Annotated in this window: 16 protein-coding genes; 8 read left to right on the top strand and 8 right to left on the bottom strand. The window is 42.3% G+C overall.

Going from position 1 to position 22,280, the window contains the following annotated elements:
• Positions 1–421 precede the first annotated feature (421 nt).
• Positions 422–1,321, top strand: coding sequence for a DUF5050 domain-containing protein (locus R8P61_22475; GenBank protein ID MDW3649855.1), 900 nt, complete (start codon positions 422–424; stop codon positions 1,319–1,321).
• 150 nt (positions 1,322–1,471) lie between these two features.
• On the opposite strand, the gene R8P61_22470 is transcribed toward R8P61_22475, so the two are convergent.
• Together R8P61_22470 and R8P61_22465 are read right to left on the bottom strand one after the other, a co-directional pair.
• Entirely contained in the window at positions 1,472–2,593 is a 1,122-nt protein-coding gene (locus tag R8P61_22470) for a glycoside hydrolase family 18 protein (protein ID MDW3649854.1), read from the bottom strand.
• A 61-nt stretch (positions 2,594–2,654) separates the two neighbouring features.
• Positions 2,655–4,388 carry an endonuclease/exonuclease/phosphatase family protein gene (locus R8P61_22465; protein ID MDW3649853.1) on the bottom strand — a complete coding sequence of 578 codons (1,734 nt, stop codon included), beginning with the start codon at positions 4,386–4,388 and terminating at the stop codon, positions 2,655–2,657.
• A gap of 139 nt (positions 4,389–4,527) precedes the next feature.
• Here R8P61_22465 and R8P61_22460 point away from each other — a divergent pair, with 139 nt between their 5' ends.
• The 3 genes from R8P61_22460 to R8P61_22450 all read left to right on the top strand — a co-directional run bounded on the left by R8P61_22460 (position 4,528) and on the right by R8P61_22450 (position 9,547).
• Positions 4,528–7,611, top strand: coding sequence for a PQQ-dependent sugar dehydrogenase (locus R8P61_22460; GenBank protein MDW3649852.1), 3,084 nt, complete (start codon positions 4,528–4,530; stop codon positions 7,609–7,611).
• Positions 7,612–7,848: 237 nt separating this feature from the next.
• Positions 7,849–8,364, top strand: coding sequence for a nuclear transport factor 2 family protein (locus R8P61_22455; protein MDW3649851.1), 516 nt, complete (start codon positions 7,849–7,851; stop codon positions 8,362–8,364).
• A gap of 274 nt (positions 8,365–8,638) precedes the next feature.
• On the top strand, positions 8,639–9,547 hold the full coding sequence (locus tag R8P61_22450) for a hypothetical protein (protein MDW3649850.1): 909 nt from the start codon (positions 8,639–8,641) through the stop codon (positions 9,545–9,547).
• A gap of 129 nt (positions 9,548–9,676) precedes the next feature.
• On the opposite strand, the gene R8P61_22445 is transcribed toward R8P61_22450, so the two are convergent.
• Both R8P61_22445 and R8P61_22440 read right to left on the bottom strand, forming a co-directional pair.
• The gene (locus R8P61_22445; protein MDW3649849.1) at positions 9,677–10,633 is read right to left on the bottom strand and encodes a hypothetical protein; all 957 of its coding nucleotides are present in this window, start codon (positions 10,631–10,633) and stop codon (positions 9,677–9,679) included.
• On the bottom strand, positions 10,623–12,272 hold the full coding sequence (locus R8P61_22440) for a hypothetical protein (protein ID MDW3649848.1): 1,650 nt from the start codon (positions 12,270–12,272) through the stop codon (positions 10,623–10,625). The genes R8P61_22445 and R8P61_22440 overlap by 11 nt, the downstream gene beginning before the upstream one ends.
• 71 nt (positions 12,273–12,343) lie before the next feature.
• On the opposite strand from R8P61_22440, the gene R8P61_22435 reads away from it, so the two are divergent.
• Positions 12,344–12,934, top strand: coding sequence for a hypothetical protein (locus R8P61_22435; GenBank protein MDW3649847.1), 591 nt, complete (start codon positions 12,344–12,346; stop codon positions 12,932–12,934).
• On the opposite strand, the gene R8P61_22430 is transcribed toward R8P61_22435, so the two are convergent.
• The 4 genes from R8P61_22430 to R8P61_22415 are packed head-to-tail and all read right to left on the bottom strand — an operon-like array spanning position 12,917 to position 16,833.
• A complete protein-coding gene (locus R8P61_22430) occupies positions 12,917–14,434 on the bottom strand; it encodes a tryptophan 7-halogenase (GenBank protein MDW3649846.1) in 1,518 nt (505 codons plus the stop codon). The two genes, R8P61_22435 and R8P61_22430, sit on opposite strands and share 18 nt — an antisense overlap.
• A gap of 11 nt (positions 14,435–14,445) precedes the next feature.
• The gene (locus R8P61_22425) at positions 14,446–15,459 is read right to left on the bottom strand and encodes an NADP-dependent oxidoreductase (GenBank protein ID MDW3649845.1); all 1,014 of its coding nucleotides are present in this window, start codon (positions 15,457–15,459) and stop codon (positions 14,446–14,448) included.
• Positions 15,456–15,953: a hypothetical protein gene (locus tag R8P61_22420; protein ID MDW3649844.1), complete on the bottom strand. Its 498-nt coding sequence runs from the start codon at positions 15,951–15,953 to the stop codon at positions 15,456–15,458. Before R8P61_22420 ends, R8P61_22425 begins: the two co-directional genes overlap by 4 nt.
• 10 nt (positions 15,954–15,963) lie before the next feature.
• Positions 15,964–16,833 (bottom strand): UbiA family prenyltransferase, encoded by an 870-nt coding sequence (locus R8P61_22415; GenBank protein MDW3649843.1) that lies wholly within the window; start codon positions 16,831–16,833, stop codon positions 15,964–15,966.
• Between the two features lie 434 nt (positions 16,834–17,267).
• Here R8P61_22415 and R8P61_22410 point away from each other — a divergent pair, with 434 nt between their 5' ends.
• From R8P61_22410 to R8P61_22400, 3 genes are all read left to right on the top strand, one after another.
• A complete protein-coding gene (locus tag R8P61_22410; protein ID MDW3649842.1) occupies positions 17,268–18,488 on the top strand; it encodes a glycosyl hydrolase family 18 protein in 1,221 nt (406 codons plus the stop codon).
• A 63-nt stretch (positions 18,489–18,551) separates the two neighbouring features.
• Positions 18,552–20,066, top strand: a complete 1,515-nt coding sequence (locus R8P61_22405; protein ID MDW3649841.1) for a family 20 glycosylhydrolase — start codon at positions 18,552–18,554, stop codon at positions 20,064–20,066.
• Between the two features lie 90 nt (positions 20,067–20,156).
• Positions 20,157–22,256 (top strand): bifunctional aldolase/short-chain dehydrogenase, encoded by a 2,100-nt coding sequence (locus tag R8P61_22400; protein MDW3649840.1) that lies wholly within the window; start codon positions 20,157–20,159, stop codon positions 22,254–22,256.
• Positions 22,257–22,280: the final 24 nt, after the last annotated feature.

Here is a 22,280-nt window from a genome sequence, read left to right as displayed (position 1 = left end):
TTGGCCAAGGATGGATTACTATTAAAGGCAAAACTTGGTAAAAGCAATTACTACGTTAATGAACCTCTCGTTTCTCTGCTAGTTCTACCTAATCCTTAAGACTAGCTTAATAGCTCCAATTTGTCTCCTCTGTTCCCCCCAAGACAAGAGAAAAATCCCAATCGTATATTCGGCTATAACTCAGGCTTTAAAATCATCTTTCTTGCCTAGAGTAGCTGCTCCTTCAACTAAAATATTTATATTAACTTTTTACGAGACGGTATGCCTTAATTTGAGGACCTACCATTTAAACCTAGTTCCATGACGTATTCCTGACTTCTTCTCTCACCTGTTTTAGCCATTAACGACCTAATATTTAAAATCTTAGAATATGAGAGATCTATCTATTTCAGTATCAATTTTATGCTTATTTCTTTTTTTGATGAGTTGTTCGAACGATTCATTACTGTCTTCAGAAGTGATGCAAGGCCCAAATGTTGCTTCTGCAAAAGTTCTTAATCCTGTAGTTCCTGAAGGGCAGGTAATCAGTTTTGTTAGTGACCGTACGGGAAGATTTGAAGTCTACCTGATTAAATCAAACGGTACACAGGAAACTCAAATTACGGAAGCCCCTTTCTATAATGGTTGGCCAAAACTGTCATCTGATGGCCAACTCATCACTTTTACCTCGGATCGCGCACCTGACTTTAATCAGGAAATCTACTTGATGAATACTGATGGAAGTGGAGCAACTAATCTTTCCAATAATGGAGCAGGAGACCGTTTCTCAGAGCTTTCTCCCGATAATTCGCAAATAGTTTTTATTAGCGATCGAGATGGAAATAATGAGATTTATCGAATGAATATCAACGGTACGGCTCAAACCAATATTAGCAACAACCCGGCAAATGATCAATTCCCCTCCTGGTCTCCTGATGGAAGCAAAGTTATCTTTGACAGCGATAGAGATGGAGATGGAGAAGTTTATGTGATGGATGCTAATGGAGCTAACCTGACTAAGCTTACAGACAATTCTTCTTATGATGGGAATGCCTCCTGGTCGCCTAAAGGCAATCGGATAGCTTTCGTTAGCAATCGAGATGGCAACAATGAAATTTACGTGATGAATGCGGATGGTTCCGGCCAGACACGCCTTACCAATACCCCGGGAGTTGAGTTTTATCCTAGCTGGTCCCCCAGTGGGAACCGTATTGCCTTTACAAGTGATCGGGCAGGGAATTTCGATATATACGTTATGAAAAGAGATGGGAAGGCACAAATTCAACTTACCTCTGGACCAGGTTGGGATACAGATCCCAAATGGGGCCAAATCAAGGACTAAACCAGATAACATAATCTGAGAGAGAAGCTAATACACATTTTACTAAGTAATATACAGCCTCCTGCAAGCATCCGCGAGCAGGAGCTTTACTTTTCACCTTAGCCACCCTTACCAAAATTCGCTATAGAAGTTTTGGCAAGAATGATTTTCTTAGAATTCCCGCTTTGTTTTATCTATCACATCCAATAAACCTTTGCTTGTTTTATCTCCCGCCAATTGCCAGAACATGATGCCTCCCAGTTTCTTTTCTTGAGCATATTGAGCTTTTCGTGCTACAGAAAGGGAATCGTCAAAAGTGGCAAACCACATACTATCTGCATTATAAGCATAGGGAGCCTGAGCTTCTTCATCCCAGTATAGTTCAAATCCGGGATTTGTTTCAAAATATTCATCCAAACGCCGATAGGTTACGGATTCTTTGAATTTACCTCCCTGATATAAGCCCTGCTTAATATTTTCCACCTCTTCCCAAACCCGAGCATAAAAAGCAGCACCTATGACCATTTTTTCTCTGGGAACCCCCAAAGAATCCAGAAAGTTGACGGCATAATCCGTGGATCGGCTTTGCTCTTTTGTGGAGTATAGCGCGCTATGATGACCCGTTCGGGGGCTGCCCCCGCTAACGAGATCATAGGTCATGATATTTACTCCATCCAAAAGCGGCATAACTTTTTCCCATTCGACAGATTTGGTGAAAAATGCATCAAATCCTCCTGCAGCAAAACTGATGATATATGAGTCTCCCAGTTTATTTCTCAATGCTTCCACCAGAAAGGTGAAATTTTGCTTGTCTTCTGCTTTGAACGCATGTCCGGGATAACCCGATATACCGGGATATTCCCAATCAAGATCTATCCCGTCCGCATCAAACTGAGTAAGAATATCCAGAACTGACTGGGCAAATTCTTCCCGGGCTGATGCCTCTGAAAATACCTCCGAACAGCTCTCGCATCCGCCCCAGCCTCCCAAAGAAATCAGGACTTTTAGTTTGGGATTACGTTTTTTTAGGCCAACCAGATTGGCGATTCCTATGCTGTCGTTCGCATCTTCAAGAACCAATCTGTTTCCTTCTAAATGTAAAAAGCTGTGAATAATCTGATCCAATTTTTCAACCGGAAACTGATTTGCTTTCTGAGGATTTCCAGCATAATAAGCAATCACACTAAGCTCATCCGAAGCATCGGTGACTTGAGTAGGAGCATCCTGACAGCCTGGGAGACTCATCAACAGACTCAAAGTCAAAGGAAATAAAGCTGGATGCAGGAGTTTCATAGCATTTTTACTCCTAATATAGTCATTTGGATCACCTGACTAAGCCGTAGAATCATATAAATCACTCAGGCACCACCAATTTTTCAACAGCAACTCCATAATCCGTAATCAGTTGGCAATAATAACTCCCGGCTGGAAGGCGACCTTTCCTCAATTTAGTTGAGTATTCCCCTATCCCCAACGCACGATCCTCCAATATCATAATCTCCTGCCCTATGCTATTGAATATCTTCAGTTGGACCCTGGAACTTTGGGGAAGGGAGTAAGTGATTCGCGCAGTCCCTTTTACAGGATTAGGCGTGATTTTGAGCTTGAAGGAATTGCCGGAGGAGGGATCAATGGAGGTGCTATTTCCCAATTGAAAATCAGCTACCAAGGGTAAGTGGTCGGAAGCCCTGACTACATCATCTGCCTGAAGGTTGTAGGTATTCAAATCTGCTTGGCTCAAAGCGGGAGTAAAAAGGGTATAACTATTCTCCAGATTGATCACCGAACCCGAATACACGATATAATCCAATCTGCCCGGACTAAAGGAACTACCTTCATTGTACCAGGTCATGCTAAGTGGTAGATCGGTAATGGGAGGTTTCGCATCTTCAAGAGGAGAGTTGTCCCAATCCGGATCGAAATCATTTCCGTAAACTGCCTGATTAGAAATATCACCTGTTAATAAGGTTTCTAGTTGTTCATTCAATCCCACCAGATTCATATCTCCAGCTATAATGATCGGACTATTGTTCGCCAGGCTTATGGGACCCGTTCCGTTTTTTGCATCCCGGATAAAGGCCATAATTCCATCTATTTCTGCTTGTCTACCATTGTCATTGCCACAACAAGGAGGATGAGCCACAATTAAAAGAAGCTCGAAAGGATCCATATCAATCAAAAATGCGCCATTTCCTCCCGGTGCAATGCTATAGCTGGAAATAATGGGGTAACGACTAAGGGCAATTACATCCGGATCTACTTTTGCATGATACCATTGACTGGGACTATTGGAAAGAAAAGATGCCACCTTGGAGGCGGTTTGAGAAGAACCGTTTTGATAGATTTCCTGAAAGCCGATCAAATCCGGTTCAATGGCTTGCAAAATGCGGGAATAATATACCTGCTTATCCTGAGCAAACAGGTCATCGCGCAATACATTATAGGATAAAATCCGAAGATGAGCAGGATCCATTTTATCTATAGAATAGGCAGGCAAAGGGTCGGGATTTTCGCTAGAAAATGTATAACTGAGTCCGCCGGAAGCATCGGGTATTTGATCTGCTCCCAATATGTTGTTTTTAAACAGGACTTTGATCTCATTTCCACTGAAAAGATTTTGTCCCTGTATCTGCTTATTTCTGGCAATTGCGATCTCAAATTGGCTGGAAGTAACGGTTGGAGAAGTAACCAGAAAGATGTCTGCATGTCCGATATTTACAGCATTTCCGTTGATGAAAAAATCTCCATTTCGCCCGCCAAAATGATACACCAAATCAGCTCCTATGCCTCCGCTGGATAGACCCGTATTGCTGTTATTATCCGTATCTATATAAAGTTTGACTTCATTCCCATCCTGAAGATTGATTTCCGGCCCTACTTCTATCCGGAAAAAGAGAAATTCATCATCATTACTCATCCAAAGCTTCCCAAAATCCACGTTCGAACTTCCCTGATCCCCAATAGGATCACTTACAAGCTCTGTGATATTGTTCCAATCCTCATAGGCTTCATCCAGAAAAATTCTATTGGATTGGGCTATTGAAAGGGAAAAGAAACCAAGCAAAAGAAGGGTAAAAGAAGTTCTCATAGGAAAGCATTAATTGGGCTTTGCGAAAATTACTACAATATGCTGCCAGAGCCTACCGAATTTTGAAATAAATAGGCCCGTATTTTTAGCAGTCATTGAAGAATTTTAGCCATATTAGTATATACTCTATACTACTACTATGAATCAACGGTTAAAACCCCTCCTGATAATTTTCTTTTGTACTTTTTTTCTGGCTTGTGAACAGAAACCGCAAAAGCTCCTGTTATTTTCTCAAGCAAGCGAAAGCAAGACGGTTGAAGTGGATGCCGCTAGGACTGCCATCAAAAACCTGGCAGATGCACAAGAAATGCTCCTTGATTTTCGTGAAGAAGCAGATGTATTCACCGAAGATTCCCTCAAATCCTATTCGGCCCTTGTATTTCTTCATACCAGCGGAGAAGTATTAAATGATGTACAAAGAGCAGAGGTAGAAAGATTTGCCCAGGCAGGAGGCGGTGTATTAGGAATGAATGCGGCTCCCAAAGTCGAAAATGAGTGGAGATGGTATGCGGATCATATGCAAAAGGAAAGCTCACAGCTTTCGCCGGAAATGGAAGCTTTAGGGAAAAAACTAACTGCAGCTATTGGAGAGAAGCCACTCAACTACCAATTGGCAAGCACGCAGCAAGTTCCCGAAGAAAGCCGCTTTCATAAAGAGATTCTGGATTTCAACCTCACCGAACCCATGGAGCTCGACGAACTCCCAGGTAGAGGAATTTTATTTGTTGAGAGAAGAGGGGATATGAAATTGTACGATTTCAAAGAAGGCCAGACGAGAAAGATTGCCTCTTTGCCCATCTTTTATGGAAATGAGGATGGATTATTAGGATTGGCAGTTGATCCGAACTACGAAAAGAACAATTGGGTGTATCTTTTTTATTCTGCACCCGGTGATGAGCCCATTCAGCATATTTCCCGCTTTGATCTGATCGATGATTCGCTTTATGCTTCCTCCGAAAAACTGCTCATTTCGGTTCCTACTATCAGAAAATGTTGTCATAGTGGAGGAGCACTCGAATTTGGCCCGGATGGCACCTTATATATTGGATTGGGAGATAATACCAATCCTTTTGAATCCTCCGGTTATGCCCCCATCGATGAAAGAGCGGGCAGAGCACTTTGGGATGCACAAAAGTCAGCTGCCAATACCAATGATCTGAGAGGAAAAATTCTTAGAATAAAACCGGAAGATGATGGTAGCTATTCTATTCCAGAAGGTAACCTTTTCGCCCCCGGAACTCCCAATACGCGTCCGGAGATATTCGTGATGGGATGTAGAAATCCTTTCCGTCCTTCTATCGATAGCAAAACCGGATATTTATATTGGGGAGATGTAGGACCAGATGCAGGAGAAACCGATCCGGATAGAGGCCCCAAAGGCATGGGCGAATTTAACCAGGCCAGAGCAGCCGGATTCTGGGGCTGGCCCTACACCCGTGGCAATAATCAACGCTATAATGATTATCAATTCGCCAGTTCTACCGCCGGGGAGAAATTTAATCCCCAAAAACTCATCAACGACTCCCCCAATAATACCGGAATTCAGGAACTCCCTCCCGCACAGGAATCTATGATCTGGTTTTCATATGACTCTTCCGATGAATTTCCCTGGTTGGGCAAAGGAGGGGTAAATCCCATGGCTGGGCCAGTTTTTCATGCGGCTGATTATGCAGAAGGATTTCCGGACTATTTCGAAGATAAGCTCTTTGTCTATGAATGGATGCGGGACTGGGTGTATGTGGTAACAATGGATGAAAATCATCAATATGTAAAAGCTGAAGCTTTTATGCCGGAAACAGAATTCTCACATCCTATGGATATGATCTTTGGTTCTGATGGGAACCTATATGTGCTTGAGTACGGACAAAAATGGAATTCCCAAAATCTGGATGCCCGTTTAAGCCAAATCAGCTACATCAAAGGAAACCGAACTCCTATAGCCAAAATTGAGGCAGATAAAGAAGTCGGGGCTCTTCCATTGAGCGTGCAGTTTTCGGCTGAAAGTTCTATTGATTTTGATCGGGATAAACTTGCCTATCAGTGGTCCTTCGATTCGGATGAGGTGCAGTCCACAGAGGAAAATCCTTCCTTTACCTTCCAAAAAGAAGGCATCTATACAGTCAAGCTAAGAGTTGAAGATCCGGATGGAGGACATGCGAATACCACCCATAAAATTCTGGTAGGAAATGAAGCGCCGGAATTAAGGATAGAAATGGAAGTTGAGGATAATATTTACTGGGATGGACGAAAGATTGATTATAAGGTAGTTGTCAAGGACCGGGAAGATGGTTCGACCGAGGATGGAAGCATAGATCCTGACAAAGTGAAGGTAAGCTTCACCTATCTGCCGGAAGGGGAAGATATTGTCATGGCCACCATAGGGCATCAACAAACTACTCAACCAGAGGGGAAATTATTGATCGAAAACTCTGACTGTAAAGCCTGCCATGCTGAAAAGCTGAAAGTAAATGGCCCTTCTTATGAGGATATTGCTTCTAAATACACAAGAGAGGATAAAAACACCCTGATTGGGAGGGTTATTAAAGGAAGTTCAGGCATTTGGGGGGAAACCATGATGGCGGCTCATCCCCAATTAGAGGTCGAAGAGGTTGGTAAAATCATTGACTATATCTTCTCGCTTCGTCCGGAAGAAAAGGATGCCGACAATAAAATGCCTCTTTCTGGTAGCCTTTCTTTTAAAGAATATAAAGGAAATAAGGCAGGAGGAAAGTACATACTAATGGCTTCCTATCTGGATGAGGGAAATGAAAAAGTAGCACAAAGTACACTCGCCAGTAGTCAGCAAATCATCTTTACCCTTCCGAAATTGGAAGCTGAAGATGCAGATGAAAAAAGTGAAGATTTGGGAGTATGGAATAGCCAGGGAGCAAGACTCGTCGGCTCTATTGCACATAATACTTTTCTGAAGTTTGAAGGCGTAAGTTTCAAAAACCTGGAGAGCATTCAATTGGCAGCAGCATACAATGCGGACTATAATTATGCAGGTTCTGTAGAGGTCAGGCAAGGATCAATAGATGGAAAGTTATTAGGACAGGCGAAACTGGGGTATTCTCACCCCAAAAAAGCTGCTAAGAAATATTATGACATTTCTCTGGAACCTACGACAATCAAAGGGCCTCTATATTTAGTCTTTAAAAATCCGGCTGATCCAGACCAGTATGTGTTAAATGCCAATTGGATTTTGCTGAATTATAATAGATAATACTCCTCTTTTTCTCCGGGGAAATACTGGCTTTTATTCTAGCAATAAAAGCCAGTATTTTAATTTACAGCTGCCTCTCATCCTCTCAATGCTTTTGGAAAGTAGAGAGAACAGTAGTAGATTATACATATCTCCTAAAGTTTTTCCCGCCAAACGTGGATGCTGTACCTCAGCGGTCAGCCCTTATTTCTATTTATCTATCTAAGAATACTTTTTAATTCTAATCACACAATTCTTATGAAAAAGTCCGTATTGTTCGTACTGGTCTGCCTGCTTGGCGCCTCCAGTGTATTTGCACAAGCAAGTTTTGTCAAACCCTCTGCCACTGTCCCTGAGAACAAGGATGAAATGATTGGCAAAGCAGAATCATTTATGAATGCTGGTTTCACGGGAGACATGGAAAGTATGAAAGCTATGATGCATGAAGCTTATTATCAATTCCCTCCGGGTGCAGGACAAGATTCTCTGAGTAAAGAAAAGTCCCTGGAAGATTGGGCAGGATTTAGCAAAGAATGGAAAGATGCCACCTGGAATGGGATCTCAACCTGTATTAAAACAGAACAGGGGGCACATGTGGTTTTCCTTTGGGGAAAAGCTACCGGAACCCAGATTTCTTCAGGTAAATCCATAGAATTTATGAATCATGGGGTATTTGTATTTGAAGGTGATAAGATCATCCGCATGTACAGCTATTATGATACCGCAACCATCGGTAAGCAACTAGGATTTAAGATGGTGCCAGATACTGAATAAGTAATTGCACCTTGCTAAACTAGCAATCGCCCTTCTCTAAAAAGGGAGGGCGATTGTCATTTGGGGTTAGAAATTCCCCCATGTTTTCAGGCATACCGTACCATTCAGAACAAAACTACGACCATTCAGAACATTCGGACTGTAAAACTTTACTTATTGTTTTAATAATGTTTTATTGAATTAACAGTCTAAACACTCCGGGAATTTTTCACCTAAAGATTGCTCATATAAGGAAGACTTACCCTTTTTCACTACAATCTTAATTTACATTCGCATGAAATTTTCAGTCCCAAGCTTCGCAGCTGCGATAGTTGTTACGGCTATACTCAGCTTTTTTGTCGGACGTAGCTTTCCGGCCAAAGAAACCGCTTCAAATAATATAAAAGCAACAAACAAAGAAGTGCCTACAAATCAAGCAAGCGCCACAGATCTTATGGCTTCTACTTCAGACCTGGATGGAAGCGGAAGAACAGATAGTACAAAAGCAGAAGGGGAAGAGATCAAGCCTATGGAAGTAATGGAAGCAGACGAACTGACTTCAAATCCTATACCCTCTGAGGGGGTGGTACTTAACCGCATCAATACAGGTATCAGTGACAGGAAGATTGGAGAAATCCTCAGCAACATTGCCGAGAATATGGAGAAAAAGAAACTGGCCTATGTAAGTAGCAAGGCCCAGGATTGTTCGGGGATCTATCACCAATTGAAAGATAGTTTGCAGAAACGCCTTCCGGCATTGGCGGGTAGTGGGGCTTATCAGTATCCGGAATACAAAAATATTCGCAGCAGTCGCCAAATTGCCGACTGGTATCATAAAAATGGCAATTTGCTTATCGTAGAAGATCCCCTCGCATCACGTAATTCTATTCGTCCGGGTTCTGTGATGTTCTATGGAAAACCTAATAAGAAATTTAAGGACATGACCATTGAGTCTCTGACAGATAAGAATAACAACTATACAAACAATGGAGCCATTATGCACATTGCGGTTGTTACCAGTGTCAGAACAGATGAAGATGGAAATGTATTGGAATACACCATCATGCATGGAAGAAATAAGCGGGTACATGCTTCAAGAAGTGGAAGCAAAGAAGTTCAAAGCACTAGAACGAAAGGATTACCCGCTTTTGGAAATTGGAGCCAACAATGGGTTGCCGTGGCCAACATCATGACAACAAAATAGGTTTATTTAATTTGGGTAAAGGTGCAGTCCTGAGACTGTACCTTTTTTTTTGCGGAAAAAGTTCAAGCGCAAGTCTCAAGTTTAGTTATCAGTCTTACTTGCGTTTGCAATTGATACTTGATCTTTTTCTTATTTAGGAAGCTGTCCAAAGGCCAGGATCACTTGCCTGTATTTAGAGTCCAATTTGGCGACAAGTGAAAAACGATCCGACAACTCCTTTGCATAAACTGCCATCAGCTTTTCCCCTACTTCTGGTAGATGGTATTTATTTTCGACCTCATATTCAGAAAGCCGGGCTTCTTTTATTTTGCTGGGATATAGGGGAAAGAATACGGCCATATCCAGCGAAGATTCTAACAACCAGTTATGATCTGGCTTCTTTTTGAAAAATTTAGGGAGCTTATTAGCCTTGATTCGATTCTTTTGTACCTCCAGCATGTTTGTTTGAGTAGCAGTGCTGTAAACATGGCTTCTCATGCGTCTGGTCTTCCCGCTGGTTACAGGTTGAAGACACTGTATCTCTTCCAGGCTAAATCCTAGAAACAAGAGCTTTTGGAATGGAGCAATGGCACCGCCTGCTTTGAAGGCTATCCAGTTCGTAATCAATTCAAAGGCCGCAGAGGTACGCGCATTGATAGGCTGCTCCGGATTTTGATCGATATAATAGAAAATGCTGTCCAGCAATACGCTCATCGCTATCCATTTTCCTTCTGACTTTAGCATATAAAAATCCAGTTCTGTTTCTTCTACCTCCATCCGGACACTATTGAGGGAGTCCATTTCACTCTTGAGCTGAAAAGCATAGCTGGGAGCTTTTTTCTTATCTCCGGGAACCCTTTTTCGAAATCTCAGAGACATCCGATTTTTCAACAAAAAATAATCAGGGCTATCGAGGTAGAGATCATAATACATGTCATCCGAATGGAAGTGTGTAGAAAAGGATTCCGTAGCTTGAGAAGATTGAATAAAGCCACTGATTCCTACATAATCCCCTGGCAAATATTTTCGCTGGTTTTCGGTTTGGGAGAAAGCCAGCGAAAAGATAGATAAAAAGAGGATTGTGAATATGAGTGTTCTAGTTTCCATAATTTCTAAATCTGCCTTTCTTTTTCAGGAAACTTTCGGGATTCCTGTCTGCTTGATAGTCTTTGATTAGCTTCCCTTCCTTCACCACCAATTCTCCCAATTCATACAGGTTCAACTTTCTGTCGAATTTGATAGGATGGGGATCTTGTATATTAAATGCTTTCAGAATAGAAGCTCGTCTGGATGCCATTTTGTGAAAGTATAGTTCGGCTATAGGTTCGGGCCATTGTGCCTTTTCTATAATCTTTCGGAGCATAGTTTCGTCTAGCAAAGCAATTTTTTCAGCCATCCATAGCAGGTCATGATAATTCGCCTTTTTATAAGCAGGCAAAATGCTATTAATGCGGTTGTTGAACTTCAATTTATTCCCCTTTTTCTTTACTACTTCCCAGGGCAATTTGTTGACCAGGCCCACTTTGAAATCTCGATTCAGGGTTTTGAGACTCACTCCCATGCTGGTACCCAAATCAGAGAACACAGCTGAAATACGGTAATTGTAATTTCCACTATGAACCGTCGTCAATAAAGTATTTGACTCTTTTGTATCCCAGTTTCCAATAAAATGATGGGCCAGTAAGGAGGCTTTCAGTTCCCGCCGATCCTGATTGAGGGGAGTATGGGGAATAAAAGAACCGATCCGCTTTACACGATCCGGACGAGCCTCGATGGCACATTTTACAAAACGAACATAGGGCTTGCCAATAAAGGCGGTTAGTTTCTTCTGCGTCTTTGCCATCTCCTCACTTACAGTTCCATAATTTGAGATAAAGGGACCTATATCTACTTTGTAAATCTTTTTAAGCGCCTGTATCAATTCCTCAGCATTATTTACTTCGGTGGGCTCATCAAATACAAGGGTCAGTTTATCCCGACCATAGAAATAGGGATGATCCACATCATAGCCCAGCGCTGCAAATATTCGGGAACCCACTACATCTGTATGAACTTCATCGCCCCATTTCAGAGACCATTCATTGTCCAGGTCCAGATCATGGGTACCAATTTTAGGGGCTGATCCGCTTAAGCTTAAGTCTTTGAAAAGGACCACCATATTTTTCTTCGCATCCACCTTTTTTTGCTTGGCCAGATAACCAAATTGTTTATGCGGAGAACGCTCCTTGGAGAGCGGATGATAATAGGGAGATTCAGGAATTTCATAAATTTCCCTCGACGCTTCAGGAATCTTGTATCGGAATACCCTTCTACTCCGATAAGAATCCAGAACCAGATTAATCTTCTCTCCAAGAGTGACTTTTGTTCTTGCTCTGGCCAGCGTTTTTTGTTTTAATGAGGACTCCAGTAGGTATAATTCATACACCCATTCATGAATCTCGGCTGTACTCTTTTTTTGTTCCTGATAGTGCTGCTCAAGAATCTCGCTTAGGTGTTTGACATGCCGCATAAAGGCCTTCTTCCTTTTGGGAATTTGATATCCCCGATAGGTCTTTATATCCCGATTTGTCAAAAAGGAGGTGGTTTTTCTAAGAGCCTCCAGATTGAGTTGATCTGCTGTAAAAAAGGAGGCTGTAGATAAAGGGGCTTCCTGATCCAGTAAAGTTCCCCTACTAATTTGAGAAATTAGTGAGAGCGAACAGCTGAGAAGGATTAGGCTTAATATTCCTTTGTTAAAATTAATCATGGCCTAATCTGTTTTTGAACAATAAATACTTAACATAAGCTAATTTCTTCTTACACAGCAAAACTAAAGTCATGAACCGTCTAGTTATTTTTCTTTTGACCTTCCTCTTTCTTAGCCAGCAATCTGCATTTTCGCAAGACGAAAACTCGGAATCCTCCAAAAACTGGCGAGTGGAAATAGAACCTTCTCCTTTCATCCTGAATGGTTTTTTTCTGCATATCGGCCGAAACCTGACAAAGGATGGGAAGCTGAGTATGGCCCTGTATACTCTTGCGACAGATGTTCCCGATGTCTTGACAGAGAGGATTTTTGATAATACAGTTGATGAAGATGTATTGAGAGTGGGACTACAGCTCACCCTAAATACCCGATATAAGATCGAACTCTTCAAAGACAGAGAGAGCAACCCATATATAGGCCTGGTTAGTGGTTGGGAATATTTCACCCTGGTAAATCCTGCCAAGGAAGATTTAAGAGTAGATGTCATTTTACTAACTCCTTATATAGGTGGAGAAATCTATTTTTATAAAGATGTTTTATATGTAAATCCTCAATTGAGGAGTGTATTATATCTAAATCCCACATACAGTATCGAGAACCGGACTGAGGAAATAAAGCAGGTTTTTTTCCTGCCTCAGATTTCCTTAGGGTGGAGATTTTAAGGAAAAGCGAACTCGACCCGGATCAGACTTGAATAAATAATTCAATTCCTTTAGTTCCAGTTTCAGATATCCTCCCAATATTTTTGCAAATAAAATTATTGGGGTCAGCAAAAAGCGAGGACCTCTAGTCAGGCGAACACCTGAATATTTCAAGCTATTGGGAGGATAAACTAGCTGGCGATTTTGCTGTTTTCGTTGCTCATATATTTTTTTGAAACGCTGGCTGAAATAGTTGAGGGCGACTCTCTCCATCAGATTGAAACGCAAAGGGAGTCTGAGACGATGTGGGAATATGACCGCTGGGTATACCACCCGAACAAAATACATGAAGTTGCCCTGCATGAGCCAATTGGTGAAAAGCTCATAGGAGTCCATAAACTGATAGGCCTCTTCATAAATTCTCAAACGAGAAGTATAGGCGTGTTGAAAAATCCCTTCGTATGATTTCCAGGCCTTCGCATCAAAGCGATTTGATTCTTTTTCCTGACAAAGAAGCTCTGATAGAAAAATGCATTGTTGTCCGATCAACTCTATACCTGGACTTACAAATGGATCAAGAAAGGCTCCACTTTCTCCCAATAAGGCTATTCCTTTTGAGTACAAATGTTTACTCACATAGGGCAGATGTTCTATATGTCTGATTTTGCCTCTTTCTGCCCCTTCGGTCATGAGAGAAAGTTGGGGGTCTTCCTGTATTTGCTGGAGGAAGAAAGCTTGAGGGTCTTCAAAGTCGACCTTATGCTTATCAAAAACTACTCCTATGCTGGTCCGTTCCTCATCCAGACGAATGATCCACCACCAGCAATGCTTGCGCATCAAATGGGTGGTACTAAATTTTCTAAGTCCGATAGAAGCCGTATCCCAATATTCATTTTGTGGAGTATCCCAAATTTCAGTAGGGGCTATGTTTTTGAAATGGGCCATAATGGCTCCTGTATTCAAACCAATTTTCCTGTCCTCCCATTTCAATTCATTCGGAATGTATCGGTGCCTGCCTGTAGCGTCAACCAGCCATTTTGCCTGCACTTTTTTAAATTCACCTGCTACTTCAAGATCAAGCTCATTTTTAAAATCTTCATGGCTGAATCTCAGGATTTGAGCGGGTCTGTAAATTTGGGCTCCTTTACGGTCAACCTCATCCAGAATGTCCTGATCAAATAGCTTCCTATCGAGATGATAGCCTTTGATCAAACCAGGAAAAGTCGGACTGGCAAATTCGGCTATTTGAGAGAGGTCCGAACTCTTGTTTTCATTGAACAGAAATCGAATTCCACTTTTTGCAGTATGTCTTGAGAGAATATGATCTATATCCAGACTTTTGACGAAAAGAGCTGCTATGTCTAGCAGGGATTCTCCTATTTTCTGGGGGAAATATTCTGTTTTTTCGATGATGAGAATGCGAAAATCCGGATTTCGTTTAAAAATAGACAATGACAAAAAGCTGGCGGCAAGTCCACCACCTATAATAATCATATCATATATTTCTCTTTTCTCCTTCACGGGAAATTTCTTTAAGAAGATTCTTTTATCCGGATGATCACTTTTCCTTTGGCTCTATGGGTTTTTAGGTATAAAAGCCCTTCAACGGCATCTTTGAATTCGTAAACCCTATCTACGATTGCTTTAATCTTTTCTTCTTCAAAAAGCTTACGGATGTAGTTGAGCTTTTCCTGATTTGGATAACTCCACACATGCTTGTAGAAAACTCCTTTCCTCCGCATGCGATACATGAGGATACTTCCTTTGAGTTGGAAAAGGAGGCGAAAGATTTTGGCGATGCCTACTTCCTTCAAGGTTTCCTCATCATGATGTCCGGCTATGGAGATAATTTTTCCTCCCCTTTTTACTGCTTCTAAACTTTGCCAGGGATATCTTCCTCCTATGGTATCAATTACAATATCCAATTCGCTTATCTCTTTTCTAAAATCCTTCTTTTTATAATCGATTACCTCATCTGCTCCCAACTCCCTTACCCAATCGACATTGGAGCTGCTGGTAGTCGTATATACATAGGCACCCAAATGCTTTGCATACTGTATTGCAAAGCTTCCACTTCCTCCAGAACCTCCTGTGATCAAAACACGGTCCCCTTTCTTTATTCCGGCTACTTCAAAAGCATCATAAATAGTACAGGAGATCAAAGGAATACCGGCAGCCTCCTCAAAACTCAAATTTCGGGGTTTCAGGGCGACCGCATCTGAGTGGACAATGATTTCCTCTGTCAGGGTTCCCATCTGTTCCCAGGGCACTTTCGAATATACCTCATCTCCCATATCGAAATCCTTTACCTGCTCGCCTTTGCCTATCACAGTCCCCGCCAGATCAAATCCCAAAGCAAAGGGACGTTTAGGACGGGTAATGATGAGGGCAAATCCCCAGACAATCTTATAGTCCACGGGATTTAAGGCCGCAGCATGAACGCTGATCTGTACATCATGGGGACCCGGACTGCCTATTTCCTTTTTGAGGAATTTGACATTGTCTTTGATGTTGAATCCGTATCCCGTTAGGAACAAGGCTTTCATATATTGAGTTTTACCCATTTCATGTCCAGGCCTCTTTGCCATTCTGCCATGCTGACTACAGACATGACTGAGAGAATAATCGCTCCCCAGATATAATAGATCAGTGGTAAGCTTTCGATGCCCTGGTATTGGGTAAAGAAGCCCCACATAAACATGGCAATCGTTTTCCCAATCACAAAGACCCACATGCCCAGATGTAAACGAGATTCATATACACTGCATCTGTCGGTATGGAAGTGAAGTTCGTCTATAAACTCATGCACTGTCCTTACGATAAAGAAGGTGAGGAAAAGGGGAAGCATTTCCAGCTTCCACCAGTACATCCCTACCAGAGACATTTCCATCAGGACAGAAACGACCAGAATATTTCGATGTGTTTGTAATTCCTTATCCGTGATATCTACCTCGACCAACTCTTTGTGGGTAAGGGCATCAAATAACCAGAGGATGGTAAAGCCTGTGGCTGATATTAAAATAAGGGAAGCCCAGTACATTGGGCTTATTTCATACATAAAGTCCATAAAGGTGTTGAATTAATAATACCCCAAAAAAGAGATTGCAGGTCATGAGGTTGAAACTCTGACCCCAGAGTTTAGACCTTTGATACTTATTGAGCATGAGTAGATTTACATAGCGCCAAAGGACGATTATGGAAACCAGAATCATAGACTCCATATTACCATAAAGATAGAAACTAAGGCCCCAGGAAAGGAGGTTGAGTATATGCATGAATACAATGCTATGCTTAACTCCATAAACGACAGGAAAGCTTCTGATTCCAATCCGTATATCTCTCTCCAGATCTGGTACATCCCGAATCATACTACCAATAAATACTTGCAGGCTGGCGAATATGAAAAGAGAAATCAGCAAGGGATCTTCCCAGCTTCCCCCGCCTATCAGAATCAGGGATCCCCAGGCAATTCCAATCATAAAATTCTTAAGGAAAAGAAAGTTCTTGAGCCGGGTAAATTCTCCCTTTATTTTCAAAGGAAAAGAATAGAGAACGCCTAAAATTGCGGTGATGGCCAGGAGGACAAAACTAAAGGCAGAGAAGTAGTTTATGGCAAAAGGAGAAATCAGGATAAGCAAAGCAGTATAAAAGACCTTTCTTTTATGTTGGAGGAAATCCTGCAACCTTTCCCGGAGTGGTAATCGGTGATTAACTAAGGGAAGGTCATAAATTAAAACTACTCCACAAAAACCAGAAATAATGAGAAGTCCCAGATAGACAGGATTTAACTTATTCGCTGCAATACTACCGCTCAGTAAAAGTGCGAGAGTAGCCAGCAAAAACTGAAAAAGCCGCTTATCCTTTATAAAAAATATATGTTTCTCGTCCATGACAAATCTTCTGATAACTCGCTTCCGCATAGAAGACGGATTTTTTCTGATATTCAATGCAAAGACCTCCGAATTATCTGAATAATTATGGGATTACCTTGAGATATCCGCGTCTTGACAATAGGAAGCTTTAAAAAAAATAAGCAAGTACAAAGGGGAAAAATCTTCAGATGGAATGATTTATAACAAGCTTCTATGATTCTTTCACAGAATTCCCTTTAGTACAATAAATCGCAACCAGGATGCATATCTGAGACCTCAAATTAGACCTAATCTCCTATGCTTACAAAAATCAGGAGCGTGAATATTGGGAGAATTCAGTATTATAGAATTGGATGTCCGGGAAAATTTAAGGCTATGTGCAAAAGGGGAAATAGCTAAAGTCTTTATCACAAATTCCCCCTCTTTTTTTACTGTTTAGGTGAATTAAGGCATATTGCCTCTACTCAAAAAATAGACTCATCATGCGAAAACTGCTGCTTCTTATTTGCTGCCTGTTTTTTCTCTGTTCTGATCTCACAGCACAGAATTTTCGGATTATTGCATATTTCCCTCACTATAGGTTTGCCCTGCAAAATGATATTCATTTTGAGAGGATCACCCATTTGAATTTGTCTTTCCTCAATCCGGATGCCAATGGGAATCTGGTTATAGGTGGACAAGACATTGATCCCATTGTAGCGCGAGCCAGAAGTTTGAATCCATCGATTAAGGTATTTGTTGCGATAGCGGGAGGTGGGCTCACGCCTGAGTGGGAAGCTGCCTATAAATTGCGTATGCAAGCAGTCAATCGTACAGCCTTTGTGCATCAATTGGTGGCTTATGTTGAAAGCCATAATCTGGATGGAATAGATGTAGACCTGGAATGGAGCCATGTGGATGCCTTGTATAGCCCCTTTGTTTTGGAGCTGGCGGATTCTCTGCACGCCAAAGGATTTGAAATATCTGCCGCCTGGCCCGCGACTACTCGATATGCCGATATCACGGATGCTGCATTGGCCAGCTTTGACTGGATCAACCTTATGGCCTATGACCTCACAGGCCCCTGGAATCCCAATAGCCCCGGAGATCACTCTCCCTATTCCTTCGCCAATCAGGGAATCGCTTTTTGGAAAGGACATGGAGTCAGTGCTGAGCGTATGAATCTGGGGGTGCCTTTTTATGGAAGGAATTGGGATAGCCCAAATACCGGTCAGGCATTTACCTATGCGTCGATGGTGGCAGAAGATAGCAGCTATGCCTATGAGGATACAGTCGGTCAACGATATTACAATGGCATTCCGGGCATACAGGCTAAAACTCAATTGGCCCAAATGGAAACTTCGGGCATTATGATCTGGGAGATCGGACAAGATGTTTTTGGAGCTTTGGAACATTATTCTTTGCTGAAAACTATCTATGAGCAGATAGCGCAAACCACTCCCCTCGAACCTGAACTTGCTCAATTGAATGCGACTTTGTATCCCAATCCTTTTTCAGATCAGATCAGTCTGGAAATGAATGTGGAGGATAGAAATTCACGGATAGAAATACGTGACATGCAGGGGCGTGTATTACTGGAGGAAAGACTAAATATAGGACCGAACCTAAAGAGCTGGAATTTATCCCATTTAGCTGATGCCTTGTATCTCTTAGTCATTCATACAAATGGGCGAAGTTATATCAAGAAGCTGATCAAGAGGTAAGGTCTTCAAATTCAAGTGCAAAATTGCGATAGTACTTCTATTTTAGCTCAAGAGAAAAACGTTATGAATAAAATCCTACTACTTCTTTCCCTCATAGGCCTTAGCCTATTTTCCTGTGATCAAACTACCGAGTTTCTGGACCAAAGCCTGGAAGTTAGTTTGATCCCCAAGCCAAAGCAGCTGAAAATGGGAGAGAAATCCCTGATGTTAACGGAAAGCAGCAAGATATATGCGCCTAATTCCACAATTGAAGGCCTGGCAGAGGTATTTAGTAAAGAGCTGGAGAAACTTACAGGAGTATCTATGGAAACTACTTCCTCTATGGGAAGTGAGGCAGATATTGTTTTTGGGATAAAGCCTGGTTTATCGAAGGAAAGCTATCAAATAGAAATTTCTGATGTAGTGGAAGTACGAGGCGGAAGTGAGGCGGCTCTGGCGATGGCAAAAAGTAGCTTGCTTCAATTGGTGCAAGAACAGGAAGGCAGATTGATATTTCCTATCCTTTCTATTTATGATCAGCCCGATGCCAATTTTCGGGGTTTGATGATTGATCTTGCTCGTAAATGGCACAGCTCAAAATCGGTGCTAAAGTTGATTGACCTGGCTGCCTTTTATAAGATTAAATACCTGCATCTGCATTTTACCGATCATCAATCTTTCACTTTCCCTAGCAGAGAGTATCCCAAACTTCCCACGCCAGACCGTCATTATAGCCTGGAGGAATTAGAGTCCTGGGAAAAGTACTCACAGGCCAGGGGAGTTACTATCATCCCCGAATTGGAAGTACCTGGTCATGCGATGCAATTTGTAACTCAATATCCTGAAATATTTGCGCTGGAGGATACGGCCGAAAATAAATGGATCATCAATATGGGGAACGAAGAGGCGTATGAAGCCATTTCCCGGATTAGCCAGGAAATGATGGATGTCTTTCGGGCCAGTTCTTATTTTCATATTGGAGGCGATGAAGCCTATTTCCACAAAGTGATGGATGATCCCAAGGTTCAGGCCTATGTAGAGAAACGAGGAATTAAACCTGATGTGCATGAGCTGTACCGCCATTTCCTGATCCAGATGAATGAGATGATCAAAGGATTTGGCAAACAAATGTGTGTCTGGGAAGGATTTGGCCCGGAAGGGGAAGTCGAAATCCCCAAAGACATCCTTGTATTTGAATTTGAAACCAATCGCTACCTTCCCGATCAACTCATTAAGGATGGCTATACGGTAGTCAATACTTCCTGGAAACCCTTGTATGTGGTAAATCAAAGGAAGTGGTCAGCGGAGACGATTTATGGATGGAATATGTGGCGTTGGGAAAACTGGTGGGATAAAGCTCCTTCCTTTGAGCCTATTCAGCTAGAAAAAACGCCTCTCATCATAGGTGCTGAGATGTGTGCCTGGGAGCAGCCAGAAGAAGCCGAGATTCCTAGTCTGAGGAGAAGAGTACCTGCTTTTGTCGAAAGGATTTGGAATACAAAAGGGAATTTGAGTTCGGAAGAATTACTCAAACTTATCGAAGCAAATGATCAACGTTTATCCCTTTTGATAGGAGATGATCGGCAGGAAAAGCCATAGAGGACTGCTACATTTCCCGTATATTGGGAATAGAAAAACATATAGATCTGACTGCTTCAATAGCCAGAAAAACTTTACTACTATTAAACAATGAATGCCGATTCTTTCAAGCATGTAGATTACCTATGGGATGAGCAAGAAGCTGCTATCCTGGGAGCCGATGAGGTTTCTCTTTTTTTATACCGTTCCAATAAGTTGGGTGCTGACCTCAGGGTTACCAATTATGGAGGGGGAAATACTTCATGCAAAACCATTGAAAAAGATCCTTTGAGTGGGGAAGAAGTAGAGGTGTTATGGGTGAAAGGCTCAGGGGGAGATATCGGAACTCTCAAAAGGAATGGGATTGCTGGTCTGTATGTAGATAAGTTGAGAGCCCTGAACAATGTTTATCGAGGCATTGATCACGAGGATGAAATTGTCCCTCTCTATTACCATTGCCTGTATGATCTGGAAAGTAAGGCTCCCTCCATTGATACGGCTTTGCATGGATTGCTACCTTTTAAACATATAGACCATCTTCATCCCGATGCCCTGATAAGCGTAGCAGCTGCCAAAGACAGTGAAAGAGTTACCCGAGAGATTTGGGGGGATAAAATGGGCTGGGTTCCCTGGCAGAGACCGGGTTTTGACCTGGGATTGCAATTGAGAAAGTGTGTAGATGAAAATCCCGGAATACGTGGGATTGTATTAGGGGGACATGGACTCTTTACTTGGGGAGATTCGGCTTATGAGTGCTACCTCAATAGCCTGGAAGTAATTGAAACCGCTTCCTTATACATTGAAGAAAGAGAAGGTAAAGATCGGCCTGTATTCGGGGGAGCTCTAAGGGGAAGTCTGTCCGATACTGACAGAAAAAACCAGGCCGCTCATATGGCGCCTATCCTGAGAGGACTTTGTTCAACCTACCAATCGATGATCGGCCATTTTACCGATGATGAGCGAGTCCTGCAGTTTATCAATAGCAAAGATTTGGCGCGCCTGGCACCTTTGGGGACGTCATGTCCGGACCATTTCCTCCGTACCAAAATTCAACCCCTGGTATTGGAATTAGAAGCTGATGCAGATCTGTCAGATGCTACCCAAATCAAAGAAAAACTCACACCTGCTTTTGAAAAGTATCGAGAAGCATATATAGCCTATTATGAAAAATGTAAGTATCCGGATAGCCCAGCGATTCGAGATACAAATCCCGTGATCATTCTCTATCCGGGAGTAGGCATGTTTAGCTTTGCCAAAAACAAGCAAACGGCACGTGTTGCCTCCGAATTTTACATCAATGCGATTAATGTGATGCGAGGATCGGAAGCCATCACGGAGTATACGGCTTTGAGTAGACAAGAGGCTTTTAAAATTGAATACTGGCAGCTGGAAGAAGCAAAACTGCAAAGGCAAGCTCCCGAAAAACCTCTTTCGAGAAAGGTCGCCCTGGTAAGTGGTGGTGGTGGTGGTATAGGAAAAGCCATCGCAGACAAACTAGCGGCAGCTGGAGCAAATCTTGTCCTTACAGATATTTCCGAAGAGTACCTTAAAGCAGCAAATGCCGATTTCGGACGAGATGTTTCCACTTATATAGCTTGTGATGTAAGCAAAGAAGCCGAAATAAGCGGAGCTTTTGCCCATGCGGCCCTGGCATTTGGGGGAGTTGATATAGTTATTCATTCTGCAGGCCTGGCGATTTCCAAGCCTTTGGCAGAGCATAGCGAAGCGGATTGGGATCTTTTGCAGAACGTGATGGTGAAGGGACAATTTCTTCTTGCCAGAAAAGGCGTAGAAATCATGCGGAAACAAGGTATGGGAGGAAATATCATTCACGTTGGCTCTAAAAACGGCCTCTTTGCCGGACCGAATAATGTGGGGTATGGAACAGCTAAGGCTGCACAGCAACACATGACTCGTCTTTTGGCAGCTGAACTTGGACCTGAAAAGATCAGAGTGAATGCAGTCAATCCGGATGGAGTTGTGATTGGAAGCAAAATCTGGGAAGGGGGTTGGGCCGAAGGTAGAGCCAAAGCTTATGGAATAAAGGTAGAAGAATTGCCGGCCTTTTATGCCAAACGTAATCTAATGAATGAGATTATCCGGCCCAAAGACATTGCCAATGCAGTTTTTGCGCTGGTAGCGATCCTGGATAAAAGTACTGGAAATATGATCAATGTGGATGGCGGAATGGCTACGGCCTTTGTACGATAATTTAGCTTCAGCCCTTATGGGCAA

The organism is Bacteroidia bacterium, from assembly GCA_033391075.1.
Lineage (GTDB): Bacteria > Bacteroidota > Bacteroidia > J057 > J057 > JAWPMV01.
Note: the sequence above shows the minus strand (reverse complement) of the source record. Positions and strands in the feature narration are given on the sequence as shown.